Origin of the sequence: Streptomyces sp. NPDC085946 (assembly GCF_044540485.1) — a bacterium.
GTDB lineage: Bacteria > Actinomycetota > Actinomycetes > Streptomycetales > Streptomycetaceae > Streptomyces.
Map to the genome: position 1 here is coordinate 196,401 of NZ_JBITSF010000004.1, position 25,289 is coordinate 221,689.

Genomic DNA, 25,289 nt, shown 5'->3' on the forward strand with positions numbered 1-25,289 from the left:
TGTTACCGTTCGGGTATGGGAGCGAAGACGGCCGGTGCGCGGCTCGAGGAACGGTGGCGGGAGATCCTCTCGGTGCACGCGCGGACGCTGTGCGAGATCGACCGCGCGCTGCACCCGCACGGTCTGGGCGCCTCCGACTTCGAGGTACTGGACCTGCTCGCGACCGCGGCACCCGAGGAGGGCGACCAGTGCCGCGTGCAGAACCTGGCCGGCCGGGTCCACCTCAGCCAGAGCGCGCTGTCCCGGCTCATCGCCCGGCTGGAGAAGGACGGGCTGGTCACGCGCTCGGTCTGCGCGGAGGACCGGCGCGGTGTCTGGGTGACCCTCACCCGCAAGGGGCGCGACCTGCACACGGAGGTGCTGCCGCTGCAGCGCGCCGCGCTGGCCCGCGCGCTGGGCGAGGACGCCGGCGCTACGGACGCGCCAGCAGGGTGCGTACCCCCTCCGAGGTGAGCGTCAGGCGGTGGGCCGAGCTGCCGTCGATGGTGAGCGACAGGTCGTCGGCCGGCCAGTGCGCGGCGAGGGCGCCGAGCGGCACGAGGCGGTAGCGCGAGACGAACGGCAGCAGCCCGGCCATCTCCAGTTCCGAGGTGAACACGGGCACCACCGGCTCGCCGTCCGGCTGTTCCAGCACCGGCAGCGTCACCGTGCCCGGGTCCGTCGCGTCCTCCTCGCTCGTGTCCTCGGGCACCGGTACGAGGACCTCGCTGTCGGCCAGCGCGTCCAGGGCCGCCGTGTCCTCGGCGTTCTCGACGAGCACGTCGAGCGCGCGCTGGGCGGGCGTGGGCCTGTGGTTGTTGGCGGGTGTCTCCATGGCAGATCCCCTGGTAGCGGCGGGTCGTCCGGACCGCCCGGGACATGATCGCTCCCGAACGCGTCCAGCCACGCGTACCCGGCCGGTCCCGGGGCAATCCTGCGGGAACCAGGAGATTGCGGTGGACAGCCGGAGGAACCGGGACCGGCGGGGCGCGGGAAGGGGCGGGCCGAGCAGCCGGCGGGCCACCGGGTCCGTACGCGCCCCGGCGGTCCGTCCCGGTCCCGCCGGGGCGTTCGGGACACCCGGGGCACCCGTGCGCAGGGCGCGCGTGTCACGGCTCCGCGTCAGGACGCCGCCGGCGAACAGGGCGGCCCCGCGTCCCCCGTCCTCCCGCGCGGCATCGGCGCGGCGCCGGCTCCTGGGCCGAGGGCCCGCACACCGCCTCCCGCGGCCCGCCGGACGCACCCGCCGGACGGCCGGGCCCGCTCCGCGGCTCCGTCCGCCCGCACCACGACCGGTCTGCTCGCGGCGGGCGCACCCACGGCGCGGCCCGGCGTGCGCCTCGGCGTCTCCGCAGGCCGTGGGCCGTGGGCCGTGGGCACGAGGCACGCCCCGCCGGGCGGATGTGCGGCGGGTTCGAGGGAGCATCGGCGGCCCCGGGGGGTGAGTGCGGGCGCGGTCGTGGTTACCCGGGGTCCGGTGCCCGTGCGCACCACCGCGTCGTCCCCCGGGGAGGTACCCGCCCGCCGCGGTCCCGTGCGGCGCCGGAAGGCGTCAGGGTGCCCCGGGGACCGGGGCACCGGCCCGACGCACCGACAGGAGTCGCCGTGCCCCACCGGAACCTGCTCGCCGCCCTGGCCGCCGCCGCGCGGGAGGCCGGCGCCGCCCTGACCGCCGTGCCGCGGCCCGCGCCGGCGGACACCCCCGGGCAGCTCGCCGAGGAGCTGATCGCGCTGGAGGAGCCGGCCGCCGAGGTGCTGCGGCACCGCCTGGCGGAGATCCGGCCGGGGGTGCCGTGGGTGGAAGGGCTCGACGACGACGTCGTGCCCGTCTCCCGGGGCGGCGAGGTGTGGATCGTGGACGTCGTCGACGGGGCGGTGCAGTACGTGCAGGGGCTGCCGCAGTTCTGCGTGAGCCTGACCCTGGTCCGCGACGGCGAGCCGGTCGCGGCCGTCCTGCACGCGCCGCTGCTGGGCGGCACCTACCTGGCCGCGCGCGGCCACGGCGCCACCCTGGACGGCCGGCCCGTCACGCCCTCCGGCAAGACCGACCCGGCCGCCGCCCTCGTGGCGACGGGCCACCCGCCGTTCGCCGCCCGGCAGCCCGGGGCCGCCGAGGCGGCGGGCCGGTCGCTGACCGCCGTCCTGCCCCACGTGGGCGCCGTGCGCAGCCTCGGACCCGCCTCGTGGCAGATCGCCGACACGGCGGCCGGACGCCTCGACGCCTTCTGGCAATTCGGCCGGGACGGCACCGGCCTGCTGCCCGGCGCGCTGATCGCCCGCGAGGCGGGCGCGCTGGTCACCGACGCCCGGGGGCGGCACTGGACGGCCGGCTCCGACAGCGTCCTCGTCGCGGCGCCCGGGCTGCACGGCCGGATGCTGGAGCTGCTCGCCGGGATCGGCCTCGACGGGGCGACGCGGCGGGGGTGACGGCGGGGCGCGGCGCGGGGTGCCGGGGCGGAGGCCCTGCCGGCGGACCGTGGCCGACGGCGGCTGCCGACGGGGACGGGCAGGCGGCCGCCGCTGCCGGCGGACAGGCGGCTGTCGGCGGACAGCGGTCCCGGTCGACTGGCGGCGGGCAGCGGTCCCGGTCGACTGGCGACTGTCGGCGGACAGCCGACAGCGGCAACGGCAACGGCAACGGCAACGGCAACGGCAACGAACAGCCATCGGCGGGCAGTTGTCGGCGGGCAGGCTGCCGTAGGACCGCAGGGCAGGCGGGTGCGCCCGGTGGCCGGGCGGCGCCCCCGCGTGGATCAGATCACGCGGTCGGACCGCAGGCGGGCGATGTCGGCCGCGTCGTAGCCCAGTTCGGCCAGGACGGTCTCGGTGTGCTCGCCGACCGCGGGGACCGGGTCCATGCGCGCGGTGGTGCCGGCCAGGTCGGCGGGCGGCAGGAGCGCGGAGACCACGGCTCCGCCGGGGATCCGCACGTCCCGCCAGCGGTCGCGCGCGCCGAGCACGGGATGGGCCAGGAAGTCCTCGACGTCGTTGACCCCGGCGTTGGCGATGCCCGCCCCGTCCAGCAGCTTCGTCGCCTCGTCGCCGGTCAGCTCGGCGAAGCGGGCGGCGACGACGGCGTTCAGCTCGTCGCGGTGGGCCACCCGGTCGGAGCCGGTGGCGAAGCGCGGGTCGTCGACCAGGTCGGGGCGGCGCAGGAACCGCTCGCACAGGGCGGCCCACTCCCGTTCGTTCTGGATGGAGAACAGCACGTCCTTGCCGTCGGCCGTGGGGTAGGCGCCGTAGGGGGCGATGGTGGCGTGCTGCGTGCCGATGCGCGGGGGCTGGCTGCCGCCGTAGCGGGTGTAGTAGGCGGGCTGGCCCATCCACTCGGCCAGCGCCTCGAACAGCGACACCTCGACGGCCCGTACGGTGCCGGTGGTCGCCCGGGTGAACAGGGCGGTCAGGACGCCCGAGTAGGCGTACATGCCGGCGGCGATGTCGGCGACCGAGATGCCCACCCGCGCGGGGCCGTGCTCGTTGCCGGTCAGGGACACCAGGCCGGTCTGGCACTGCACCAGCAGGTCGTACGCCTTGCGGTCGGCCCACGGCCCGGTCGTGCCGTAGCCGGAGATGGTGCACGGGATCAGGGACGGGAAGCGCTCGCGCAGGTCCTGCGGCCCCAGGCCCATGCGGACCGCCGCGCCGGGGGCCAGGTTCTGCACGAACACGTCGGCGTCGGCGAGCAGTCGGTCGAGGATCCGCCGCCCCGGCCCGGTCTTCAGGTCGAGCGTCACGGACTCCTTCGACCGGTTGAGCCACACGAAGTAGCTGGACTCGCCGTGCACCGTGGTGTCGTACCGGCGGGCGAAGTCGCCGCCGCCCGGCCGCTCCACCTTGATCACCCGCGCGCCGAGGTCGGCGAGCTGCCGGGTGGCGTACGGGGCGGCCGCCGCCTGTTCGACGCTGACGACGGTGATCCCGGACAGCGGCAGGTCTGCGGGGTGTGCGGTCATGCGGCGGCCTCCGGGAGCGTGGGCGGCCCCGCCTCGCGGGCACCGGCCCGGGCGGCCGGGTGGGGCGGAGCGTGCCAGGGCGTTACGTGATCGCTCCCATGCTCGCCGGGCGGGGCGGCCGGGGGAAGGGGCGGGGCGTCGAGGGGATCATGGCGCTCGTCACGGGGGCCGGGGGCGCCGCACGTGCCCGGGCCTGTCGCGGGGCCGCGGCGGACGCCGGACGGGAGGGGGGCACCCGGGTCCGTCACGTCGGCCGCGGTGACCCGGGCGGGCGCTCGCCGCCGCGGTGCGGGCGGCCGTCCGGCGGCGCCGGGCGGCCGGTCCCCGTGCAGCGGGTGCGCCCGTCAGGCGGCCGGTAGGCGTACGTCCGTGACGGCGACGCCGCTGCGCGGCCGGGCCGGGATGCGGCGCAGCGAGATCCTCAGGTCCTGGTCGGGGACGGTGTACTCCAGGCGGGCCAGGCGCTGGGCGAGGGATTCCAGCAGTCCGACGGTGACGCCCTCGCCCGGGCAGCGGTGCCCGGTGCCGGGGTCGCCGCCGCCCTGCGGGATCAGTTCGTCCCGCTCGGCCGGCCGTTCCAGGAACCGCTGCGGGCGGAAGGCGTACGGGTCGCCCCACAGCTTCTCGTCGTGGTTCTGCCCGTACACGTCCAGCAGCACCATGCTCCCGGCCGGGACGTGCCGGCCGTGCCAGACCAGGTCGGTGACGGCCCGGCCGCCCAGGAACGGGGCGAACGGGTAGAAGCGGCGGACCTCGTGGGTGAAGGCCGCGGCGTACGCGGCGCCGCCGTCGCGCAGCCGCTCCCGGTTCTCCGGCCACCGGTGCAGGGCGTGCGCCGAGAAGGCGACGAACCAGCAGACGGCGACGGTGGGACGGATGACGTTGAGCAGTTCCACCGCGGCCGTCCTGGGCTCCAGCGGCTCGCCGGTGGCGTGCGGGTGGTGCGCGACCCGGTCGAGGACGGAGTCCGCGGGCGCCTTGATCACACCGGAGCGGACGTCCCGCACCAGTTCGGCCAGCCGGGCCTCCTGCCGGCTGCGGGCGCGCCGGGCCCGCAGGTGGCGCGGCCCGGGTGCGGCGAACCCGTCGACCATCGCCACCAGGTCCCGGGCGAGCGGCTCGGCCTCGTCGTCGCGCAGGGGGACGCCGGCCCAGCGGCAGACCCCGCGGGTGAGCACCACGCTCGCCTCGTCGAAGAGCACGACGCGGTCCCGCCCGGCCCAGCCGGCGGCCGCCTCGTCCCAGGCCGCGGTGACGTGCTCGACGACACCGGCGATGCGGTCGGCGTGCAGCAGGGGCAGGAACAGGGCCTTGCGCGCGCGGTGCGCGTCCCCGTCGAGGGTGTGGACCGCCCCGTGGCCGAACAGGGTGCTCCGCACCGGGCCGGGGATGGCGCCGTGGCGGTGCACGTGCCGCTCGTCGTAGAACCACCGCACCGCCTCCGGCCCGCGCACGGCCAGTGCCGGCCGGCCCATGAGCCGGGTGCGCAGGACGGGCTCCGCCTGCTTCCGCATGCGGTTGGGCAGCCAGGCGTATCCCTCGGCCAGCAGGGGCAGGGTGTGGTCGGTGAGGGTGCGGTGAGAGGTGTTCATGACGGCCGGGTGCCCGGGGGGTCTGCGGGGACACCTGGGATCAGCCGAACGGACCGGGGCGGACCGGTCCGCCGCGGAACCGGCTCGCTACGGCCGGGGATCGGTGTGCCACGGTCGGGGATCGGTGCGCTACGGCCAGGGATCGGTGCGCTACGGCCGGGGGTCGGTGCGCTGCCAGCCTCGGCCGGTGCCCCGGCGGGCGTCCGCGCCGCCGCGCCGTCCCGCCGCGGCGGCGCAGCGGGGGCACACGCGGCGCACCTGGTCGGCCGCGCCGCCGGACTCGGGCAGGATGTCGGCCCATTCGACGCCCGCGAACCGGGACAGCTGCGACCGGTGGAGGGACAGGCCGCACGCGGTCTGGTTCATGCCCTGCTCCCAGGCGTGCGCCTCCCCGGCGGGCAGCCACCGTCCGTCGTCCTCGTCCCACCAGCGGCCGGAGGCCGCCACCGCATAGCGCTGTTTCCTTGCCACGGTCCCCGGGTGCCCCCGGGGACCGCGGCCATGCGGGACGGGCCGCGCCCGGCTCAGCGCTTCCCCTGCTCCTCGGCCTTGCGCACTTCCTGGGCCAGCTCGTCCTTCTTCATCGTGGACCGGCCCTCGACGCCGAGCTCGCGGGCCTTGTCGTACAGCTCCGCCCGGGTCACGCCGGTGCCGTCCTGCCCGCCCGGCCCGTCCTGCCGGTCCCCGGTGCCCGTCCCGTCCCCGACGGCGCCGAGGGGCTGTCCCACCAGGGCCCGGGCCCGCCGGGTGGCGAACTGCCGCCCCAGTTCGCGCAGCCGGTCGGCGTCGACGGCGTCGCGCAGCGCGGGGAGGATCTCGTTCTCCTCCTCCTCGACGTGGTGCAGGACGGCGTCGATCCACTCCTGCAGGGCGCGGTCGAACTCCTCGCTCTCCCAGTCCATCTCCAGCAGGTGCTTGCCGAGGCTCTCGGCCTCGTGGTGCTCCTCGGCGGCGTGCTCGGCGCCTTCCTTCTCGCCGGCCTCGCGGGCCACGACCGGGTAGACCCGGTCCTCCTCGGCCTCGCTGTGCGCCTCCAGCATGGCCACGGCCAGGGGGAGCGCCAGCGGCCGGGAGCTCTTGTCCGTCCGCATCATGTCGAACAGGCGCTTCAGCTCCCGGTGGTCGGTGGTGACCAGGGTGATCAGGTCGTCAGCCATGGACAGTGCCTCTCCTCTCTCACGCCCGGACGGGCCGGCCCCGTGTCCGGGCCCACCGGGTTTCCGGGACGGACCGGCTGATGCACGCCCGTCGGGCGCTCCACCGGATCAGGTGTCCGGCCGGCCGCCGTCCGGCTCCCCCACCACCTCGACGAGGTCGTCGCGGGCGGCCAGCGCCTCCAGGGAGAGGGTGTGGTAGCCGGCCCGGTCGAACAGGACGGTGATCCGGTCCCCCTCCTCGCTGAGCACCGTGCCGTCCCCCCACCGGGCGTGCCGGACGCGGGCGCCGACCGGGTAGGCGGCCGCCGCGGGGTGGGCGGGCCGCTCCGCGGGCCGGCCGTCCGCGGCCTGCTCGTCGCACACGTCGCAGCCGCCGCACGGCGGTTCGTACCCCTCGCCGAAGTAGCCGAGCAGGAAGCGGCGCCGGCAGCCGGTGGTCTCGGCGTACGCCCGGGCCATGTCGACCCGGGACCGGTCGGTCTCGCGGTGTGCCTCGGCCGCCTCCCCGGCGCGCTCCGCGGCGGCCCCGGGCGGGGTGCCGGGGTCCGGCTGGACCTCGCCCTCGTCCCCGGTGTCGACCGTGCCGGCCTCCTGGAGCAGGTTCACGGCGGCGGTGACCCGGTTGCGGGACAGGCCGGTCTCCCGCCGCAGGTCGTCCAGGTCGGCGGGGTCGTCGGCGTGCTCGTGGACGGCCTCGGCCACCTGCTCCAGGGCGTCGCGGCCCAGCGTGCGCCCCGCGAAGTACGCCTGCAGGCCGGTGTCCTGCGGGCGGTAGTGCAGCACCGCCAGCGCGGGCTCGCCGTCCCTGCCGCAGCGGCCGATCTCCTGGTAGTAGGCGTCCAGGGAGCCCGGCAGCGCGGTGTGCAGGACGAACCGTACGTCCTCCTTGTCGATGCCCATGCCGAACGCCGAGGTCGCCACCACCACGTCCGTCTCGCCGGCGAGGAACGCGTCGTGGACGCGGGCGCGTTCGGCGGCGCGCAGCCCGGCGTGGTACGCCTCGGCGGTCAGGCCCAGTGCGGCCAGTTCCCCGGCGTAGCGTTCGCTGTCCTTGCGGGTCGCCGCGTAGACGATGCCCGGCTTGGGTTCGGCGGCCGCCCGCTCCACCACGGCGCGGCGCCGGTCGTCGTCGTCCTGGAAGCGGCGGACCTCCAGCCGGATGTTGGGGCGGTCGAAGCCGGCCACGGTCAGCCGCGGGCGGTCCATGCCGAGCCGCTCCACGATCTCCTGGCGCACGGGCGGGGCCGCGGTCGCGGTCAGCGCGAGCAGCGGCGGCCGGCCGATGCGCCGGGCCGCCTGCTCCAGGCGCAGGTAGTCGGGGCGGAAGTCGTGTCCCCAGGAGGACACGCACTGCGCCTCGTCCACCACGAACAGCGCGGGGTCCGTCGCCGCCAGCCGCTCCACGACCTCGTCCTTGGCCAGCTGCTCCGGCGAGAGGTACACGAAGCGCGCCTCGCCCGTGCGCACCGCCTCCCAGGCGGACTCGGCCTGGGCGGCGGTCAGGTCGGAGTTCACGGCGACGGCGCCCGGTGCCCGGTCGCCGTCCGGCAGGCCGGCGATCTGGTCCCGCTGGAGGGCGAGCAGCGGGGAGACGACCACGACCGGTCCGCCCAGCAGCAGGCCCGAGACCTGGTAGACGGCGGACTTGCCGGACCCGGTGGGCATGACCACCAGGGTGTCGCGGCCCGCCAGCACCGACTCCATCGCCGTGAGCTGCTCGGGCAGGAGGGTGTCCCAGCCGAACACCTCGGCGGCGGTCCGGCGCAGTTCTCTCGCGCTCGTCATGTCAGCGTCCGTGGTCGTCGTGGACCGCGCGGCCCCTGGTCGTACGCCTGGTGCTCCGCCGGCCGCGGCGGCACCGGTGCCTGCCGCCTCCCCGGGGTTCCCGCCCCGCCCCCGCGGAAACCGGGGTGTCGGCCGGTGGCTCCGCCGGGCGGGCAGGACCTTCCGCGGCGGCGGACCGCACGCCGCGGACCGGACCCGCCGTGGAGCGCGGCCCGCACGGCCCCGGCCGCCGCCGTCCCAGGCCCTCTCCTGCCGCCCGTCTCAGACACCCTCCGGCCGCCGCCGTCTCAGGCACCCCCGGCCGCCGCCGTCTCAGGCACCCCCCGGCCGCCGCCGTCTCAGGCACCCCCCGGCCGCCGCCGTCTCAGGCACCCCCCGGCTCGTCGAAGCTGGCGAAGTACGCGGCGGCCATGTCCTCCGCGGCGTGGCCCTGGGCGGCGGCCCGTGCCAGGCGTTCGGCCGCGGCGGCCGCCACGTCCAGGCGGACGCCGCCGTCCCGCCCGGCCTCCACGATGAGACGGGCGTCCTTGGCGGCGGTGTCCACGGCGAACTGGGCGGGCGACAGCCGGCCGTCGAGGATCAGCCCGGCCTTGGCCCGCAGGTAGCCCATGTCGAGCGGGCCGCCCGCGATGAGGTCGAAGAAGCCGGCCGGGTCCACGTCCAGTGCCTTCGCCAGGGCCAGGACCTCGCCGGTGGCGGCGGTGGCGGCGAGCACCCAGCTGTTGGCGACCAGCTTCAGGCGGGTGGCGCTGCCCGCCGCGCCGTCCTCGCCGGTCCACACCGTGCGGGTGCCGACCGCGTCGAAGACCGGGGCCACCCGCTCCCGGCCCCGCACCGGCCCGGCCGCGAGGACGGTGAGCTGCCCGGCCTCGGCGGGCTGCCGGGTGCCGAGCACCGGGGCGTCGTAGAAGACCAGGTCCCGTTCGCGGGCGAAGGCCGCCAGGTCGCCGAGGGCCGCGACGCCCGCGGTGGTCGACTGCGCCCAGACGGTGCCCGGGCGCAGGGCGTCGGCCGCCCGGCGCATGACGTCGAGGGCGGCGGGGCCGTCGTGGAGCATGGTCAGCACGACGTCGGCGTCCCGGACCGCCTCGGCGGGGGTGTCCGCGACGTGCACGCCGTCCGCGGCCAGCGGCTCGGCCTTGGCGCGGGTGCGGTTCCAGGCACGGACGGCGTGCCCGGCCCGGGCCAGGTTGCGGGCCATCGCCGCGCCCATGATGCCGGTGCCCAGGACGCTCACGGTGCGGGTGTCGGTCATGACGTCAACTCCCTCGTATCAGTGGGGTGGTGGTGCGGTGCGGTGCTTGCGGTGCCGGTGCGCCCCGGTGCGTGTACCCGATGCGCCCGGTGTGCTCGGTTGGCCCGGTGTACCGGGGCGGCGGGCACGGCGGCCTGTCCGGAGGCGGCGGGTCAGGCCGCGGCCTCCCGGGAGGCGGCGCGGACCAGACCGTCCAGCCACGCCTGGTGCCCGTGGGCATCGGGTCCGGCCGCCGCGCGGCCGGCTCCGCGGCCGGCCGGCCGAGCCGGGTCTCCTGGGTGAGGACGCGGACCCGGCCGCCGGGCAGGTCCTCGACCAGCCGGGCGTGCGGCACGTCGAGCCGCTCCTCGGGCCCGCCGTCCTGCACGGCGGTCCAGGACAGCCGCCCGGGAACGCCCGGGGCCGGGGCCTGGTACGCGACGACCCGGGCGCCCAGCGGCGGGAAGCCGAACGTGGCGAACCGGAAGACCGTGCCGTCCTCCGGCCGCGGGCCGCCGCCCCGCGGGAAGGAGATGTCGGCGACGTCGTCGTAGGACGACTCCCAGGTCGAGGTGTCGGTCAGGTGGCGCCGGACGCGGGCGGCGTCGAGGCCCCGGACGACGACCTCGTTCGACACGAAGTTGTCGCCGGTGCCGGGCAGGTACTTCTCGGGCCGGTCGATCGCGTTCCGCACGGTGGTGCGGGGGTGCTTGTCCATGGCCGCGACGTCAGCCCCGGCCCTCATCGGAATACCAATAGGACCGCCGATCCTTGCCATCGTCCCTCCGATCGGTGCAGTGGGTACGATACGGGCATGGAGAACCGGACGCCCGACGTGACCGGCACGGCGGCCGGAGCAGGCCGGCAGCTCCCCCCGCACGCCGACCTCAATCTGCTGCGCACCTTCCTGGCCGTCTACCGCACCGGCACCCTCACCGCCGCGGCCCCGTCGCTCGGCCTCTCCCAGCCGACGGTGACCGCCCAGATCCGCACGCTGGAGCAGCAGACCGGCCGCGAGCTGTTCACCCGGCTGCCGCGCGGGGTGGAACCCACCCCGCAGGCCCACGAACTCGCCGCACGGGTCGCGGGCCCCCTGGACGCGCTGGCCGCGCTGGAGAACGGCCCCGCCGCCGGGCACGCCGCGCCGGTGCACCTCGCCGGCCCCTCGGAGCTGCTGTGCGTCCGCGTGCTGCCCGCCCTGGCCCCGCTGGTCACCGACGGGCTCGTGCTGCGGGTCGCGCAGGGCCTGCCCGAGCCGCTGCTGGAGGAGATGCGCGCCGGGCGGCACGACCTGGTGATCGCCACCCGCCGCCCGCGCGGCCGCGCCCTGGACCCGGTGCCGCTCGCGGACGAGGAGTACGTACTGGTCGCGGCCCCCGCCTGGGCGTCCGGGCCCGGTCGCCGGCCGTCGGGCGACCCGTGTTCCGCGCTGCGCGGCGTCCCCCTGGTCGCCTGCGCCGAGGACCTGCCGATCGTCCGCCGGTACTGGCGCACGGTCTTCGGCCGGCAGCTCACCGCCCGGCCCGCCCTGACCGTGCCGAACCTGTACGCGGTCCTGTCGGCGGTCACCGCGGGCGCCGGCTGCAGCGTCCTGCCCCGCTCCCTGTGCCAGGAGCACCTGGACAGCGGCCGCCTGGTCCTGCTGCACGATCCGCAGGAGCCCCCGCTCACCACCCTGTTCCTGGTCCAGCGCCCCGGCGCGGAGGCCAACCCGGCCGTCCTCAGGGTCCGCGAGCGGCTCCGGCAGGCGGCGCGGGGCTGGTAGGCGGGGGCGCGGAGGCCGGAGGGCGCGCCCGGCGCGGCGGCGCCGGTTCGCCGGTCCGGCGGCGGGGTACCCGGGGCGGGCCTTCAGGTGTACGACCGCGAGCGGAGGAACGGTGTCGCGATGACCGAATACGAGCGCTCCCGCACCATGCCCGCCCCGCCCGAGCACGTCTTCGACCAGGCCGCCCACATCGACCAGATGGACACCTGGCTCCCGGACGACCTGCACGTGGACGCCGGGGACCTGCCCGCCGTCACGGTGCACGAGGACCGCACCGACGCGGACACCTCCGCCGTGTTCCGCGCGCAGCGCGAGCAGATGCGGCTCGAATGGGGCACCCGCGACCAAGGGGGCTACGCGGGCTGGCTCCAGGTGGCGGGGATCGGCAGCGGGGCCAGCGAGGTGACCGTGCACCTGTCGTTCTTCGACGACGGCCACGACCCGGGCGAGCGGGCCGTGCGCGAGGCACTGGACTCCAGTCTCGAGCGGCTGGAGGAGCAGGTGCGGCTGCGCGTCGACAACGCGGCGGGCTGACGGACCGGACGCGGAGGGCCCCCGCCGCACGGCGGGGGCCCTCCGCGTGAGCACCGGTGCCCGCGCCGTCCCCGGCCCCCTCAGCCGCCCGGGTGGTGCAGCACGAGGAGGGCGATGTCGTCGGCGCGCTGCGCGGCGGTCGTCACCTTCCTCAGCAGGTCGTCGATGAGCACGTCCAGGTCCCGGTCGTCGGCGTGGGTGAGGTGCCGGGCGAGGCGGTCGATGGAGTCGTCGAGGTCGACGCCCGGTGTCTCGATGAGACCGTCGGTGTAGAGGGCGAGCAGCAGGCCCGGGGAGAGCGGGAGTTCGGTCAGGGGGAAGTCGGCGTCGGGGTCGATGCCCAGCAGCGGGCCGGGCGGGACGTCGACGGGCCGGGCGTCGAGTCCGGGCAGGCGCATCACCGGGGGCGGGTGCCCGGCGCTGGCCAGGGTGACGTGGCCGCCGGCGAAGTCGAAGTGCGCGTACAGGCAACTGGTGAACAGGTCGGTGCCGAGGTCGACGAGGAGCCGGTTGGTCCGGGAGAGCACCTGGTCGGGCGGGGGGCCGAGGGCCGCGTGCGCGTGGACGGCGGTGCGGACCTGGCCCATCAGGGCGGCCGCGGCGGCGTTGTGGCCCTGGACGTCGCCGATGAGGGCCGCCGCGGCGGTGCCGCCGAGCCGGATCAGGTCGTAGAAGTCGCCGCCGATGTCCATGCCCCGGGTGGCGGGCAGGTAGCGGGCGGCGACGCGCAGGCCGGTGACCGGAGGCAGGGTGCGCGGGAGCAGTGCAGCTTGGAGGCCGTGGGCGAGTTCGTGCTTGGTGTCGTACAGGCGGGCCCGGTCCAGGGCCTGGGCGATGAGTCCGGCGAGCGAGGTCAGGACGGCGCGTTCCTCGGCCGGGAACGGGTGGGGCTCGTCGTAGGACAGGACGCAGATGCCGACGGGGCGGCCGGAGATGACGAGCGGCAGGAAGGCCCAGGCCTGCTTGCCGCTGACCTGCGGGACCTCCGGGTAGATGCGCCGCATCTCCTCCGCGTCGGCGAAGAACGCGGGGATGCCGCTGCTCATGGCACGTCCGGCCGGGGTGAAGCCGGTGTCGAGGGACAGTCCGTCGAGGCGGTCGATGCTCCGCCGGGTGTAGCCGCGGTGGCCGGTGATCCGCAGCCGGCCGGCCTCGGCGGAGGACAGGACGAGGCCCTGCGCTCCGAAGGCGGGCATGATCTGGTCCGCGACGAGGTCGATGACGTCCTGGACGCCGACGACCTCGGTCAGCGCAGCGGCCAGATGGGTGAGCTGGTACAGCTGCCCGGCGCGGGCGGGCGTGGCGCTGCGCGCGGACCGGTGGGGCGCGGGCACGGGCGGCGGATCCGCGCCGGTGCGGACGATGCGGACGCTGATGCCGCTGGCGTCCGGGTAGAGGTGGAAGTCCAGCCACTCGTTGGGCGGGCGGCACGCGGTGAAGGCGACGGGCTCGCGGCTGAGCACGGCGGCGCGGTAGCGGTCCTCGTAGGTGGGGTCGTCCAGCCAGCGCAGCGACTGCCACGGCAGGGTGCCCAGCAGCCGGTCGGCGTCGCTGCCGAGCATCTCGCAGGCACCGGAGCTGACGAACGTGAACCGTCCCTCCAGGTCCAGCGCGCAGCTCCCGCCGGGCAGCCGCTCGATGAAGTCGCGGGTGGCCCGCTCCTCGTCGATCGACGGCCGGCCGGCCCCGGCGGACAGGACCCGGAGCCGTCCGCTGCCGGTCCGGGGGGTCCCGCGTTCGGCGGCCTCGTCCAGCAGCCGGGCCAGCCGCCGGCAGCTGGACCCGATGTTGTTCCGCTCCCGCCCGGTCATGTACGGCGGCCGGGTGGCCGGCCACATCAGCAGCAGGGCGCCCCACCGCCGGACTCCGGTGACCGGCGCGGCGACCAGCGCCAGCGGGTACGGGAGCGCCATCGCGGTGCGCGGGTAGGAGTGGGACATCTCCTCCTGGCTGCCGACCCACACCATGCGGTCGTCGCGCAGCGCGTCGGCCACCGGCGCCGGCGAGCCGACCGGGACCCGGACCCACGGTGCGGCGAGCGCGGCCGGCGCCCCGCAGAGCGCGACCAGGCGCAGCAGCTGCCCGTCCGGGGAGAGCAGGTACAGGGCGCCGATCGACGCGCCGGTGCGCCGGACCGTCTCCGTGAAAGCGGCGTCCAGCTCATCGCCGCCGTCGGCAGGATCACCTGTGCCGGTCACCGGGCACCTCCCGCGTCGCCGGGGAGGACGGCGGGCCGCCCGTCGCTCCCCTCGGGTGCGTGCGCCGCACGCACCCGACCTCGCCCATATGAGGACGTTACGCCCAGGCGTCGGCGTCGGCACACCATGGGGAACGGGTGATCGCCCGGCGCGCGGGGACCGGGCGGTGCGCGTCGCCGGCCGCACGCGGGCCGGTCACGCCGGGCGCCCGGTCGGGGCGGGCGCGGACCGGGCCGTGCCCCCGCCGGCCGGCGCGGGGCGGGCGCCGGGTCCGGCCGTGCGGACCCCGCCCCCGAAGGCGCCGCCCCGCGAGCCGGCTTCGCCCCCGCCCTTCAGGCGCCCCTCAGGCGTAGAAGCGGGACAGACTCTGCAGCACCGCGGCGGGCTTGGTGCCGCCCTCGATCTCGATGACGCCGTCGACGGTGATCTGCACGCCGCCCGGCACGTCCTCCACCGACGCCAGATCGGCCGTCAGCCTCAGGCGCGAGCCCGCTCTCACCGGGGCGGGGAAGCGCACCTTGTTCAGGCCGTAGTTGACCTTCGTCGTGACGCCCCGTACGTCCAGCAGCGCGGTGAACAGCGGGATGAACAGCGACAGGGTGAGGTAACCGTGCGCGATCGGGGCGCCGAAGGGGCCCGTGGCCGCCTTCTCCGGGTCGACGTGGATCCACTGGTGGTCCCCCGTCGCGTCGGCGAAGGTGTCGATCCGCTCCTGGGTGACCTCGATCCAGTCGCTGCTGCCCAGTGCGCGGCCGGCGAGCTCCCTGAGTTCGCCGAGGCCGTCGACGGTGATGCTCATGCGGTGTCCTCCGGTGGGGTGGGCGTGCCGAATCGCGAGCGGACCCGGGCCTTGAGGAGCTTTCCGGAGGCGGTGCGCGGCAGCTCGTCCGCGAGCACCACCGATTTGGGGATCTTGTACGGCGCGAGCCGCCCGGCCAGGAAGCGGAGCACCTCGCCGGGGTCGGGCGCGCCGCCCGCGCGCGGCACGACGACCGCGCGCGGCACCTCGCCCCACTTCTCGTCGGCCACGCCGATGACCGCGCACTCGGCGATGTCCGGGTGGGTGAGGAGCAGGTCCTCGATCTCGGCGGGGTAGACGTTCTCCCCACCCGAGATGATCATGTCCTTGATGCGGTCGACGATGTAGACGTAGCCGTCCTCGTCGACCCGGGCGGCGTCGCCGCTGCGGAACCAGCCGTCGGTGAAGGCCGCGGCGGTCTCCTCGGGCAGCCCCCAGTAACCGGCCATGACGTGCGGTCCGCGCACCACCACCTCGCCGGTCTCGCCGGCGTCGACGGGCGTGAGGTCCGGGCGGACGACCCGTACGTCGCTGAAGAAGTGCGGCACGCCCGCCGAGCCGGCCTTGCCGACGGCGTGCTCCGCGTCCAGGAACAGCGTGCCGGGGGACGCCTCGGTCATGCCGTAGCCCTGCTGGAAGGTGAGCCCGCGCCGGTGGTACGCCCTGATCAGCGCAGTCGGTACGGGCGAACCGCCGCAGGTCAGGATGCGCAGACTGGACAGGTCGGCGGCGGCCCACCCCGGCTGCCGGGCCATCCGGTCGAACATGGTCGGCACCCCGAACATGAAGGTGATCCGGTGCCGCTGGATCAGGTCCAGGGTGTCGGCCGGGTCGAAGGCCTCGACCAGGACGCAGGTGCCGCCCTTGAGCAGCACCGGCAGGACGAGCATGTTCAGTCCGGCGGTGTGGAACATCGGGGCGCAGACCAGGGCGCGTTCGTCGGCGATCAGGTCGTGGTCGACCAGGACGTTGACGGCGTTCCAGGTGAGGTTGCCGTGGGTGAGCATCGCGCCCTTGGGGCGGCCGGTCGTCCCCGAGGTGTACATGATGATGCAGGTGTCGTCGGCGCCGACCGGCTCGTCGATCGGCCCGCCGTCCGCCGCGCCGAGCATCTCCTCGTACCGGGGCCCGGTCTCGACGCGGACGCCGGTGCCGCCCGGCAGGCCCGCGACCAGCCCGGCGTGCGCGGGGCCGTGGACGAGGGCCTGGGCGCCGGAGTCGGCGAGCTGGTGGGCGATCTCCGGTGCGGCGAGGCGGGTGTTGAGCGGGACGAACACCGCGCCGAGGGTGCCCGCCGCGAACAGGGTCTCCAGGAAGGCGGGGTGGTTCGGGCCGAGGTAGGCGATCCGGTCGCCGCGCCGCACCCCGCGGGCGCGCAGCGCGTGGGCGAGCCGGAGCGTGCGGTCGTGGAGGGCGGCGTACGTCAGGGTCGTGCCGTCGTGGATCAGGGCGGTGCGGTGCGGGGTCTTGCGGGCCCGGCGCGCGGGCCACGACCCCACTCCCTGGTTGCGCATCGTCGCGCCCCCTTACGGTGTCGTCAGCCCGAGCAGGCGGGCGGCGTTCTCCTTGAGGATCTTCGGCCTGACCTCGTCCTTGACCGGCAGCTTCGCGAAGTCGGCGAGCCACCGGTCCGGGGTCAGCACGGGGTAGTCGGAGCCGAAGAGGACCTTGTCCTTCAGCAGCGTGTTGGCGTACTGCACCAGTTGCGGCGGGAAGTACTTCGGCGACCAGCCCGACAGGTCGATGTGCACGCCCGGCTTGTGGGTGGCCACCGCGAGGGCCTCGTCCTGCCAGGGGAAGGACGGGTGCGCCAGGATGATCTTCAGGTGCGGGAAGTCGGCGGCGACGTCGTCGACGTGCAGCGGGTTGGAGTACTTGAGCCGGATCCCGCCCCCGCCCGGCACCCCGGCGCCGATGCCGGTCTGCCCGGTGTGGAAGAGCGCGACGGTGCCGGTCTCCTCGATGACCTCGTACAACCCGTAGGCCACGGAGCGGTCGTCGGGGAAGAAGCCCTGGATGCTGGGGTGGAACTTGAAGCCCTTCACCCCGTGCTCCGCCACCAGGCGGCGGGCCTGCCGCACCCCCGCCCTGCCGCGGAAGGGGTCGATGGAGGCGAAGGGGACGAGGACGTCGGGGTGGGCGGCGGCCGCCTCGGCGACCTCCTCGTTCGGCACCGGCCGCGTACCGGTGGCGGACTCGGCGTCCACGGTGAAGACCACGGCCGCCATGTTCCGCTCGCGGTAGTAGGCGGCCGTCTCCTCCAGCGTCGGCTTCCGCTTGCCCTCGACCTTGAAGTAGGCGCTGGAGGCGTCGTGGAGGGTGTCGTCCAGGGAGGCGTGTCCCTTCGAGGAGACCTCCGCGTGGGCGTGCACGTCGATGGCGGCCAGTGCTCCGACGTCCATGGTGCGGGTCATCACGCCCCCGGGACCTTCGGCGCGGGGACGCCGACCGTCTGCGGCTCGGCGCCGACCGAGGTGTGCCAGGCGGCGGCCAGCGCCTCGGGGCTCCAGCCGCCGTCCGCGTAGGCCGTCCTGATCTCCTGCGGGTGCGACCACAGCGCCACCTTGTCGCCGCCGATCCCGATGCACTGCCCGGTCACGTCCCGGGCCGCCCCGGACGCCAGGAACGGGACCAGTGCCGCGCAGTCCTCCGGGGTGCCGAAGCCCTCGCCCTTGCGCAGGAGGTCCGGCAGCGGCTCGCCGCCGCGCATCGCCTCGACGTACGGGGCGAAGGCGGGGATCGTCTCCGTCATCGCCGTCGCGGCGACCGGCACGATCGCGTTGACCGTGATGCCCGCCCGGCGCAGCTCCATCGACCACGTCCGCGCCATCGCGGCGATGCCGGCCTTGGCGGCGGCGTAGTTGGTCTGCCCGAAGTTGCCGCGCTGCCCGGCCGGGGAACCCACCAGGATCAGCGAACCGCCCTCGCCCTGCTCGCGCATGCGCACGGCGGCGGCGCGGGCGCAGGTGAAGGTGCCCTTCAGATGGGTGGTGACCACCGCGTCGAAGTCGTCGTCGGTCATCTTCCACAGCACCCTGTCGCGCAGGATGCCCGCGTTGGTGACCAGGACGTCCAGCCGGCCGAACTCCTCGACGGCACGGGCCACCAGCCGGTCGGCGGCCTCGGCCGTGCCGACCGCGACGGCCTCGGCGACGGCGGTGCCGCCCGCCTCGGTGAGGGACTGCGCGGCCTGCCCGGCCACCGCCTCGTCGACGTCGTTGACGACCACCGACGCGCCGTGCGCGGCGAGGGCACGGGCGTAGGCGAGGCCGAGGCCCCGGCCGGAGCCGGTGACGACGGCGACCTTGCCGGACAGGTCGAGGGAGGGATCGAGGGAGGAGGACACGGGTGAATCCCTTCGCGTAGAGCGCCTGCGGGGACGACGGCGCCTCGGTCGCGAGGTCGATGCTAGGAACCAATAATTGTCATCGTCAATAGTTTCTGCCGCGCATGATGCGTCATACTGGGATCTCCACGCGACCCGCCCCGTGCGGCCAACCCGAGGAGCTCACCATCGCCAGTCGGCACGACGCAGTGAACGCGGCCCCGATCGACGCGGACGAACCGTGGATGCGCGGGCTCCACGCGGACACGGGCTACCTGCTGTACCGCCTCGGGCTGCGCTCCGGACAGCTGTTCAACACGTTCCTGCAGGGCTCGGGCTTGCGTCTGCGCCACTACGCGGTGCTGCGTTTCCTCGCCGCCTCGGAGGGCGCGCTGCAGCGCGAGCTCAGCGCGCGGCTCGGCTACGACCCGAGTGCCATCGTCGGCCTGGTCGACGACCTGGAGAAGCTGGGCTTCGCCGAGCGCCGCCCCTCCCCCGACGACCGCCGCAGCCGGATCGTCGTCCTGACCGAGGCCGGCCGGGCCTTCCTGCGCGACACCGACACGGCGGGCCTCCAGGTGACGAACGAACTCCTGGCCCCGCTCGGCCCCGCCGACCGGGAGACGCTGCACGGCCTCCTGCTGCGCCTGGCCGGCGAGGGCCTCGGCTGACACGACGGCGGGCCGCCGCCGGGCTCTCCGCCGAGCCCTCCTCCGGCGGGCCCTCCTCCGGTGAGCGCGCGAAAGCCACCTCCGGAGCGACGGATCGACGGATCGACTGGCCGGTGTTCCCGGCCGCCGGCCCGGTGGCGTCCGTCCTGCCCGGCACCGCGGGAACCACCCCGCTCCCTCCGGGACGCTGCCCGGCGCCCCGGCTCCGGCCTCCCCGGCCACCCGGTCGAGCTCGGAGCCACCGCCGCCGTCGACCGAGCGGGCAGCCGCCGGCCGCGGCGGAGCGGATCGATCCGGTGCCGGACGCACCGTCCCGGCGGCCGTCCTGGTGCCGCGCGGAAGCGCACCCGATCGCTCCGGCACCCGATCACCCCGGCACCCGATCGCTCCGGCACCCGTGCCGGAGTCACCCACCTAGGGCTCGTGGCCTTCCGGACGCATAGCGTCGGACGGCTCCGGCCGGCCGGGATGCCGCACCCCGGGCCCTTCCCCGAGACGCACGTACGCCCGCGCTCCGTGGATGCGCACGGACGGCGCGGGATCGGCCTGCGGCGACGGACGCGGCACGGCCGGCCCCGGTGGTGCCGGGGCGCGTGGGCTTCCGGCTGCCGTGCGCGGGGTCGCGGACGACCGTCCGCACCGGCGGCGGCACCGTCCCCCGCACCGGTTCCCGCCGGCGGCGCGGCCCCGCACCGCACGGCGCGCCCGTCAGCGTCCCGCACTCCCCCGGCGTCCGGGTCCGCCTCGGGCAACCTCGCCCGCCCGGCGGGCCTCCCCGCCCCCGGAGGCCGCTCGGGGGCAGTCCGGCGGCGGATGCGGAGCGGCCGCCGCGGACTGCCCGTTCGCCCTTCTCAGACGCCGGCGGTCGCGCCCGGCCCGGGCACGTTGCGGAAGCGGAACGGCTCCGGGTCACGCCCGGCCTGGACGAACCAGCACTCCCCGGTGCCGTCGCCGGTGACGATCCGCAGGACGGTGTCCGCCACGGCCTCGGCCGGGATGACCGGCATCCCCTGCGCCGCGAGCATGTCGCGCAGCGGGTCGATGATCCGCGACTCGGCGAAGCCGGGGCAGACGGCGTTGAAGCGCACGTTGTCCGGCGCGAGGGCCGGGCCCAGGGACCGTGCGAGTCCCACGACCGCGTGCTTGTTGGCCGCGTACAGCGGATCCAGCGGTACCGCCGCCAGGCCCGCCAGGGACGCGGTCGCCACGATCGCGCCTCCGCCGCGGGCCCGCAGCGCCGGCAGCACGGCGTGGGTGCCGAACACCACGCCGTCGAGGTTGGCGCCCATCGCACGGCGGTAGCGCGCGAGGTCGAAGTCCTCGCCGACGCCGCACCCGGTCGCCACCCCGGCGTTGAGGAACGCGAGGTCGACGCCTCCGCACCGCCGCACGGCGAAGTCCACCAGCGCGCGGTTGGCGTCGAGGTCGGAGACGTCGCAGGCCCGGAAGTGGCCGCCGGTCTCCTCGGCCACCTCGCGGCCGCCCCGCGCGTCGAGGTCGGCGACCACGACCTGCGCCCCGGCCGCCGCCAGGGCCAGCGCCGTGGCCCGGCCCAGTCCACTGGCCCCGCCGGTGACGATCGCCACCTTGTCCTGGAGCGCGGCCGCGCTCGCGGCGGCCGTCACGCCAGCTCCAGGACGAGCTTGCCGACGTTCTCGCCGCGGAAGAGCATCTGCAGCGTCTCGGGGAAGTCGTCCACGGTCCCGCGCACCACGTGCTCCTTGACCTTGATGCGGCCGTCGGCGATCCAGGCGGAGATGTCCTGCGCGGCCTGCGCGTAGCGCTTGGCGTAGTCGAAGACGACGAACCCCTCCATCCGGGCGCGGCGCACCAGCAGGGACAGGTAGTTCGAGGGGCCCTTGACCGGGGTGTCGTTGTTGTACTGGCTGATCGCGCCGCAGACCACCACCCGCGCGTGCATCGCGAGCCGGGTCAGGGCGGCGTCGAGGATGTCGCCTCCCACGTTGTCGAAGTAGACGTCGATGCCGTCGGGGGCGTGCCGGCGCAACGCCTTCCTGACGTCCTCGGCGCGGTAGTCGATCGCCGCGTCGAAGCCCAGCTCGTCGGTGAGCAGCGCGCACTTCCCGGGGCCTCCGGCGATGCCCACGACCCGGCAGCCCCTGGCCTTCGCGATCTGCCCCGCGATGGTGCCGACCGCGCCGGCCGCGCCCGAGACGACGACCGTCTCGCCGTCCTTCAGCGCCCCGACGTCCAGCAGGCCGAAGTAGGCGGTCATGCCGGGCATGCCCAGCGCGCCGAGGTACGTCGAGGGCGGGGCGAGGGAGGTGTCGATCTTCAGGGCGCCCCTGCCGTCGGAGACCACGTACTCCTGGACGCCGAACGTGCCGACCACGTGGTCGCCCGGCTGGAAGTCGGGGTGCCGGGACGCGGTGACCTCGATGACCGAGCCGGCGCGCATGACCTCGCCGATGCCCACCGGCGGCAGGTAGGAGGGACGGTCGTCCAGCCAGCCCCGCATCGCCGGGTCCAGGGAGATGACGCGTGTCCGGCCCGCGAACCGGCCGGGCCCCGGCTCGTCGACGGGCCCCTCGCAGTGCTCCCAGTCATCGGCTCGGACCTCGCCCACCGGGCGGGCTGCCAGACGGATCTGGCGGTTGGTCGCGGACATCGCGCCTCCTGTCGTTACGGCTCCACCCGACCATACCGACCAGTAGGTACGTCAGCGGGCGTGATGTTCGCCACAAGCCGTCCGCCCTGTCTCCTCCTGCCTCGCTCCGTCAGCGTGTCCACGCCGCCACCCCATGGTGGCCGCACGCACACCAGGGCCCAGAACTATGGTGTCCCACCACATACGCCGGTGACCTGCACATTCCTACGGTATGGCGACACGCAAACGTCCCCGTCACACCCAGGAAGTGGTGCCGATGTCCACCCCCGCGACCGCTCCTCCCCCGCCGAACAACCTCAAGCGCATCGTCGCCGCCTCCCTCATCGGCACCACCATCGAGTGGTACGACTTCTTCCTCTACGGCTCCGCCGCCGCCCTGGTCTTCAACAAGCTGTTCTTCCCGGAGTCCGACCCCCTGGTCGGCACCCTGCTGTCCTTCCTGACGTACGCCGTCGGCTTCGCGGCCCGGCCGCTGGGCGCGCTGGTCTTCGGGCACTACGGCGACCGGCTCGGGCGCAAGAAGCTGCTGGTGCTGAGCCTGCTGCTGATGGGCGGGGCGACCTTCGCCATCGGGCTGCTGCCCACGCACGCCACCATCGGGACCGCCGCTCCGGTCCTGCTGACCGTGCTGCGGCTGGTCCAGGGCTTCGCGCTCGGCGGCGAGTGGGGCGGCGCCGTGCTGCTGGTGTCGGAGCACGGGGACGCGCGACGGCGCGGGTTCTGGGCCTCGTGGCCGCAGACCGGGGCGCCGGCGGGGCAGTTGCTGGCGACCGGGGTGCTGTCGCTGCTGACCGCGCTGCTGTCGGACGCGGCCTTCACCGGCTGGGGCTGGCGGATCCCGTTCCTGCTCTCCGGCGTGCTGGTGATCGTCGGTCTGTGGATCCGGCTCTCCGTCGACGAGTCACCGGTCTTCAAGCAGGCCCTGGCCCGGGCCGAGGCCCGCACGGACGACGTGGAGCGGCTGCCGCTCGTCTCCGTCCTGCGGCACCACTGGCGCGACGTGCTCGTCGCGATGGGCGCGCGCATGGCGGAGAACATCAGCTACTACGTGATCACCGCGTTCATCCTCGTCTACGCCACCACCTCGGCCGGGGTCTCCAAGCAGACCGCGCTCAACGCGGTGCTGATCGCCTCGGCCGTGCACTTCGCCGTGATCCCGGCCTGGGGCGCGCTGTCGGACCGGATCGGCCGCCGTCCCGTGTACCTGCTGGGTGCCGTCGGCATCGGCCTGTGGATGTTCCCGTTCTTCTCGCTGATCGACACCGGGGGCTTCGGCGCGCTGCTCCTCGCCGTGACCGTGGGCCTGATCCTGCACGGCGCGATGTACGCGCCCCAGGCCGCCTTCTTCTCCGAGATGTTCGCGACCCGGATGCGCTACTCCGGCGCCTCCATCGGCGCCCAGTTCGCCTCCGTCGCGGCGGGCGCGCCCGCGCCGCTGATCGCCACCGCGCTGCTGCACGACTACGGCAGCTCCACCCCGATCGCGCTGTACGTCATCGCGGCCGCCCTGCTGACGATCGTCGCCGTCGCGGCCGCCGCGGAGACCCGTCACCGGGACCTGTCCGACGTCTCCCCCGACGCCCCCGCGGGCTCCCCGGAGACGGCGACGCGGGAGGCGGACGCCCGCGCCGTCTGATCCCCGGCCCCGCGACCCCCGTGCGCCGCCCGGCGTACGGGGGTCAGCGCCGCTCCGGGGCCGACAGCCGGTGCAGGCGCAGCGCCAGCTGGATCTCCAGCGCGCGGGACGGGCTCTGCCAGTCGTCGCCGAGCAGCCGGCCGACGCGTTCCAGGCGCTGGGCGACCGTGTTGACGTGGACGTGCAAATCGTCCTTGGTGCGGGCGGGGCTCATGCCGCAGGCGAAGTAGGCGTCCAGGGTGCGCAGCAGTTCGGTGCCGCGCCGTGCGTCGTACGCCACCACCCGGCCGATGGTGCGGTCGACGAAGCCCGCGACGTCCCGCTCCCCGGCCAGCAGCAGGCCGAGGAAGCCGAAGTCCTCGGCGGCGGCGCCGTCCCCGCGGCGGCCCAGCAGCCGCAGCGCGTCGAGGCAGCGCCGGCCCTCCGCGTAGGCCGTCGCCACGGCGTCGGGGCGGGCGGTGAGGTCCGCGAGCGGGGCGGACGCGCCGACGGTGACCGGCTCGTGGACGGCCGTGCCCAGCTGGCGGGCGGTGCGGCGGGCCACGTCGGTGGCGGTGTCGTCGGGACCGAGCGGCAGCAGCAGGACGGTGCCGCCGTCGCGTGCGGCGGCGAGCCCGTGCCGGGTCGCCGCGAGGTGCGAGGCCGCGGCCCACAGGCGTCTGCGGGCGTCCGCCTCCTGGTCGGCGTCGGCGGCGGCGCCCTCCAGGCGGGCGGCGAGGACCACGTGGGTGGCGTCGAGGTCGGCGTGCAGCCGGGCGGCGCGTTCGCGCAGCAGGCGCGGATCGCGGTCGCGGGCGTCGAGCAGGTCGTCCAGCAGCTCGCCGCGCACGCGCTGCTCGGCCTCGGCGGCGGAGCGCCGGGCGAGGAGCAGCAGGGAGGTGACCATCGCGGCCCGTTCCAGGGTGCGCTGGTCGACGGGGTCGAGCCCGGGGTGGCCGTGCAGCACGAGCGCGCCGAGCAGCTCGCCGCCGGCCGTGACGGCGGCGATCCAGTCGTCCCCGTGCCGCACCGCGTGCCCGTCCGCGCGGGACGCCTGCAGGGCGCCGCCCGGCGCGGCGGAGGCCTCGGCGAACTCGACGGTGCCGTCCAGGACCTCGGAGACCGCGGCGGCCACGTCGTGGACCCCGCCGCCGCGCAGGACGAGCTCGGCGAGGCGGTCGTGGACGTCGGAGGCCCTCTCGATGACGGCGCTGCGGTCCTGGATGATCTCGTTGGCCCGCTCCAGCCCGGCGAGGGCCGCGCGGGTCTCGGCGAGCAGGTTGGCGGTGTCGATGGCGGCCGCCGCGAGGGCGGCGAACGAGCCGAGCAGGGCGATCTGCTCCCGTCCGAAGACCCGGGCCCGGCGGTCGGCCGCGTACAGCACGCCGATGACGTGGTGCCCCAGCATCAGGGGCACGCCGAGGATGGCCACCAGCCCCTCGTCCCGCACGCCCGCGTCGATGGCGAGGGTGTGCTGGAAGCGGTCGTCCTTGAAGTAGTCGTCGGTGACGTACGGCCGGGCGGTCTGGGCGACGAGGCCGCCGAGCCCCTCCCCCATGCCGAGCCGCAGCTGCTGGAAGCGGGCCGCGACCGACCCCTCGGTGACCCGCATGTAGGTGTCGCCGCGCTCCGGGTCGTTGAGGCTGAGGTAGGCGACGTCCGTGCCGAGCAGCGAACGGGCGCGCTGCACGATGGCCTGGAGGACCGCGTCCAGGTCGCGCAGTCCGGCCAGGTCGTGGGCGGTCTCGAACAGCGCGGACAGCTCGGCCTCGCGGCGCCGGCGCCCCTCCAGCTCCGACCGCACGCGCAGCGCGAGCAGCTTGGCGTGTTCGAGGGCGGCGATCCGCCCGGGCGGCTGTCCCTCGGCGCGGGCGACCAGCACCGGCTGCTCGTAGGCGTCGGCGGACGCCCCTGTGGCCAGCAGCTCCAGGAACGGCGTCTCACCGCTTCCGGGCACGGCCCCCGCGCCCGGCCCTTCGGCGGTGCGCTCGGCGGACTGCACTTGATCACGCGACATGGTCACAGGATCCCGCACGGCACGGCCGTCCCGTCA

The 25,289-nt window shown here is 75.7% G+C and carries 22 protein-coding genes; 6 read left to right on the forward strand and 16 right to left on the reverse strand.

Annotation, left to right across the window (positions count from 1 at the left end; genetic code table 11):
* Positions 1-15 precede the first annotated feature (15 nt).
* Positions 16-453 carry a MarR family winged helix-turn-helix transcriptional regulator gene (locus ACIF8T_RS10955; RefSeq protein ID WP_400033447.1) on the forward strand — a complete coding sequence of 146 codons (438 nt, stop codon included), beginning with the start codon at positions 16-18 and terminating at the stop codon, positions 451-453.
* Here the strand turns inward: ACIF8T_RS10955 and ACIF8T_RS10960 are convergent.
* Positions 413-814 carry an SseB family protein gene (locus ACIF8T_RS10960; RefSeq protein ID WP_400033449.1) on the reverse strand — a complete coding sequence of 134 codons (402 nt, stop codon included), beginning with the start codon at positions 812-814 and terminating at the stop codon, positions 413-415. The two genes, ACIF8T_RS10955 and ACIF8T_RS10960, sit on opposite strands and share 41 nt — an antisense overlap.
* A gap of 770 nt (positions 815-1,584) precedes the next feature.
* Here ACIF8T_RS10960 and ACIF8T_RS10965 point away from each other — a divergent pair.
* A complete protein-coding gene (locus ACIF8T_RS10965) occupies positions 1,585-2,406 on the forward strand; it encodes an inositol monophosphatase family protein (protein ID WP_400033451.1) in 822 nt (273 codons plus the stop codon).
* A 326-nt stretch (positions 2,407-2,732) separates the two neighbouring features.
* Here the strand turns inward: ACIF8T_RS10965 and ACIF8T_RS10970 are convergent, their stop codons facing one another.
* The 7 genes from ACIF8T_RS10970 to ACIF8T_RS11000 form a co-directional block, all read right to left on the reverse strand.
* Positions 2,733-3,932 (reverse strand): CaiB/BaiF CoA transferase family protein, encoded by a 1,200-nt coding sequence (locus ACIF8T_RS10970; RefSeq protein ID WP_400033453.1) that lies wholly within the window; start codon positions 3,930-3,932, stop codon positions 2,733-2,735.
* A 344-nt stretch (positions 3,933-4,276) separates the two neighbouring features.
* Positions 4,277-5,524 (reverse strand): cytochrome P450, encoded by a 1,248-nt coding sequence (locus ACIF8T_RS10975; protein ID WP_400033455.1) that lies wholly within the window; start codon positions 5,522-5,524, stop codon positions 4,277-4,279.
* 150 nt (positions 5,525-5,674) lie between these two features.
* Positions 5,675-5,995, reverse strand: coding sequence for a hypothetical protein (locus ACIF8T_RS10980; protein ID WP_400033457.1), 321 nt, complete (start codon positions 5,993-5,995; stop codon positions 5,675-5,677).
* A 53-nt stretch (positions 5,996-6,048) separates the two neighbouring features.
* On the reverse strand, positions 6,049-6,681 hold the full coding sequence (locus tag ACIF8T_RS10985; RefSeq protein ID WP_400033459.1) for a hemerythrin domain-containing protein: 633 nt from the start codon (positions 6,679-6,681) through the stop codon (positions 6,049-6,051).
* Between the two features lie 108 nt (positions 6,682-6,789).
* Positions 6,790-8,466 carry a RecQ family ATP-dependent DNA helicase gene (locus ACIF8T_RS10990; protein ID WP_400033461.1) on the reverse strand — a complete coding sequence of 559 codons (1,677 nt, stop codon included), beginning with the start codon at positions 8,464-8,466 and terminating at the stop codon, positions 6,790-6,792.
* Between the two features lie 364 nt (positions 8,467-8,830).
* On the reverse strand, positions 8,831-9,721 hold the full coding sequence (locus ACIF8T_RS10995; protein ID WP_400033463.1) for an NAD(P)-dependent oxidoreductase: 891 nt from the start codon (positions 9,719-9,721) through the stop codon (positions 8,831-8,833).
* A 4-nt stretch (positions 9,722-9,725) separates the two neighbouring features.
* Complete coding sequence (locus tag ACIF8T_RS11000) at positions 9,726-10,418, reverse strand: hypothetical protein (RefSeq protein WP_400033465.1); 693 nt, start codon at positions 10,416-10,418, stop codon at positions 9,726-9,728.
* A gap of 96 nt (positions 10,419-10,514) precedes the next feature.
* Between ACIF8T_RS11000 and ACIF8T_RS11005 the strand changes: the two genes are divergently transcribed.
* Positions 10,515-11,465: a LysR family transcriptional regulator gene (locus tag ACIF8T_RS11005; RefSeq protein WP_400033467.1), complete on the forward strand. Its 951-nt coding sequence runs from the start codon at positions 10,515-10,517 to the stop codon at positions 11,463-11,465.
* A 120-nt stretch (positions 11,466-11,585) separates the two neighbouring features.
* Positions 11,586-11,999 (forward strand): SRPBCC family protein, encoded by a 414-nt coding sequence (locus tag ACIF8T_RS11010; RefSeq protein WP_400033469.1) that lies wholly within the window; start codon positions 11,586-11,588, stop codon positions 11,997-11,999.
* 80 nt (positions 12,000-12,079) lie between these two features.
* On the opposite strand, the gene ACIF8T_RS11015 is transcribed toward ACIF8T_RS11010, so the two are convergent.
* From ACIF8T_RS11015 to ACIF8T_RS11035, 5 genes are all read right to left on the reverse strand, one after another.
* The gene (locus ACIF8T_RS11015) at positions 12,080-14,197 is read right to left on the reverse strand and encodes a SpoIIE family protein phosphatase (protein WP_400033471.1); all 2,118 of its coding nucleotides are present in this window, start codon (positions 14,195-14,197) and stop codon (positions 12,080-12,082) included.
* A gap of 343 nt (positions 14,198-14,540) precedes the next feature.
* Complete coding sequence (locus tag ACIF8T_RS11020; RefSeq protein WP_400033473.1) at positions 14,541-14,996, reverse strand: MaoC family dehydratase; 456 nt, start codon at positions 14,994-14,996, stop codon at positions 14,541-14,543.
* Positions 14,993-16,510 (reverse strand): long-chain fatty acid--CoA ligase, encoded by a 1,518-nt coding sequence (locus ACIF8T_RS11025; RefSeq protein WP_400033475.1) that lies wholly within the window; start codon positions 16,508-16,510, stop codon positions 14,993-14,995. The genes ACIF8T_RS11020 and ACIF8T_RS11025 overlap by 4 nt, the downstream gene beginning before the upstream one ends.
* A 12-nt stretch (positions 16,511-16,522) precedes the next feature.
* A complete protein-coding gene (locus ACIF8T_RS11030) occupies positions 16,523-17,398 on the reverse strand; it encodes an amidohydrolase family protein (RefSeq protein ID WP_400033921.1) in 876 nt (291 codons plus the stop codon).
* An 11-nt stretch (positions 17,399-17,409) separates the two neighbouring features.
* Positions 17,410-18,342: an SDR family NAD(P)-dependent oxidoreductase gene (locus ACIF8T_RS11035; RefSeq protein WP_400033477.1), complete on the reverse strand. Its 933-nt coding sequence runs from the start codon at positions 18,340-18,342 to the stop codon at positions 17,410-17,412.
* Positions 18,343-18,566: 224 nt separating this feature from the next.
* Here ACIF8T_RS11035 and ACIF8T_RS11040 point away from each other — a divergent pair, with 224 nt between their 5' ends.
* Positions 18,567-18,992, forward strand: coding sequence for a MarR family winged helix-turn-helix transcriptional regulator (locus ACIF8T_RS11040; protein ID WP_400033479.1), 426 nt, complete (start codon positions 18,567-18,569; stop codon positions 18,990-18,992).
* 851 nt (positions 18,993-19,843) lie between these two features.
* Here the strand turns inward: ACIF8T_RS11040 and ACIF8T_RS11045 are convergent.
* Positions 19,844-20,617 (reverse strand): SDR family NAD(P)-dependent oxidoreductase, encoded by a 774-nt coding sequence (locus ACIF8T_RS11045; protein ID WP_400033481.1) that lies wholly within the window; start codon positions 20,615-20,617, stop codon positions 19,844-19,846.
* Positions 20,614-21,621, reverse strand: a complete 1,008-nt coding sequence (locus tag ACIF8T_RS11050) for an NADP-dependent oxidoreductase (RefSeq protein ID WP_400033483.1) — start codon at positions 21,619-21,621, stop codon at positions 20,614-20,616. Before ACIF8T_RS11050 ends, ACIF8T_RS11045 begins: the two co-directional genes overlap by 4 nt.
* A gap of 256 nt (positions 21,622-21,877) precedes the next feature.
* Between ACIF8T_RS11050 and ACIF8T_RS11055 the strand changes: the two genes are divergently transcribed.
* Positions 21,878-23,257 carry an MFS transporter gene (locus ACIF8T_RS11055; protein WP_400033485.1) on the forward strand — a complete coding sequence of 460 codons (1,380 nt, stop codon included), beginning with the start codon at positions 21,878-21,880 and terminating at the stop codon, positions 23,255-23,257.
* A 43-nt stretch (positions 23,258-23,300) separates the two neighbouring features.
* On the opposite strand, the gene ACIF8T_RS11060 is transcribed toward ACIF8T_RS11055, so the two are convergent.
* Positions 23,301-25,253 carry a helix-turn-helix domain-containing protein gene (locus tag ACIF8T_RS11060; protein WP_400033487.1) on the reverse strand — a complete coding sequence of 651 codons (1,953 nt, stop codon included), beginning with the start codon at positions 25,251-25,253 and terminating at the stop codon, positions 23,301-23,303.
* Positions 25,254-25,289: the final 36 nt, after the last annotated feature.

Coding starts and splice junctions, on each gene's coding strand:
- ACIF8T_RS11025 (WP_400033475.1), bottom strand. CDS start 16,510: ATGCGCAACCAGGGAGTGGGGTCGTGGCCCGCGCGCCGGGCCCGCAAG.
- ACIF8T_RS11060 (WP_400033487.1), bottom strand. CDS start 25,253: ATGTCGCGTGATCAAGTGCAGTCCGCCGAGCGCACCGCCGAAGGGCCG.
- ACIF8T_RS10995 (WP_400033463.1), bottom strand. CDS start 9,721: ATGACCGACACCCGCACCGTGAGCGTCCTGGGCACCGGCATCATGGGC.
- ACIF8T_RS10985 (WP_400033459.1), bottom strand. CDS start 6,681: ATGGCTGACGACCTGATCACCCTGGTCACCACCGACCACCGGGAGCTG.
- ACIF8T_RS11030 (WP_400033921.1), bottom strand. CDS start 17,398: ATGGACGTCGGAGCACTGGCCGCCATCGACGTGCACGCCCACGCGGAG.
- ACIF8T_RS10970 (WP_400033453.1), bottom strand. CDS start 3,932: ATGACCGCACACCCCGCAGACCTGCCGCTGTCCGGGATCACCGTCGTC.
- ACIF8T_RS10955 (WP_400033447.1), top strand. CDS start 16: ATGGGAGCGAAGACGGCCGGTGCGCGGCTCGAGGAACGGTGGCGGGAG.
- ACIF8T_RS11055 (WP_400033485.1), top strand. CDS start 21,878: ATGTCCACCCCCGCGACCGCTCCTCCCCCGCCGAACAACCTCAAGCGC.
- ACIF8T_RS11050 (WP_400033483.1), bottom strand. CDS start 21,621: ATGTCCGCGACCAACCGCCAGATCCGTCTGGCAGCCCGCCCGGTGGGC.
- ACIF8T_RS11005 (WP_400033467.1), top strand. CDS start 10,515: ATGGAGAACCGGACGCCCGACGTGACCGGCACGGCGGCCGGAGCAGGC.
- ACIF8T_RS10975 (WP_400033455.1), bottom strand. CDS start 5,524: ATGAACACCTCTCACCGCACCCTCACCGACCACACCCTGCCCCTGCTG.
- ACIF8T_RS11010 (WP_400033469.1), top strand. CDS start 11,586: ATGACCGAATACGAGCGCTCCCGCACCATGCCCGCCCCGCCCGAGCAC.
- ACIF8T_RS11000 (WP_400033465.1), bottom strand. CDS start 10,418: ATGGACAAGCACCCCCGCACCACCGTGCGGAACGCGATCGACCGGCCC.
- ACIF8T_RS11040 (WP_400033479.1), top strand. CDS start 18,567: ATGCGCGGGCTCCACGCGGACACGGGCTACCTGCTGTACCGCCTCGGG.
- ACIF8T_RS10990 (WP_400033461.1), bottom strand. CDS start 8,466: ATGACGAGCGCGAGAGAACTGCGCCGGACCGCCGCCGAGGTGTTCGGC.
- ACIF8T_RS10960 (WP_400033449.1), bottom strand. CDS start 814: ATGGAGACACCCGCCAACAACCACAGGCCCACGCCCGCCCAGCGCGCG.
- ACIF8T_RS11020 (WP_400033473.1), bottom strand. CDS start 14,996: ATGAGCATCACCGTCGACGGCCTCGGCGAACTCAGGGAGCTCGCCGGC.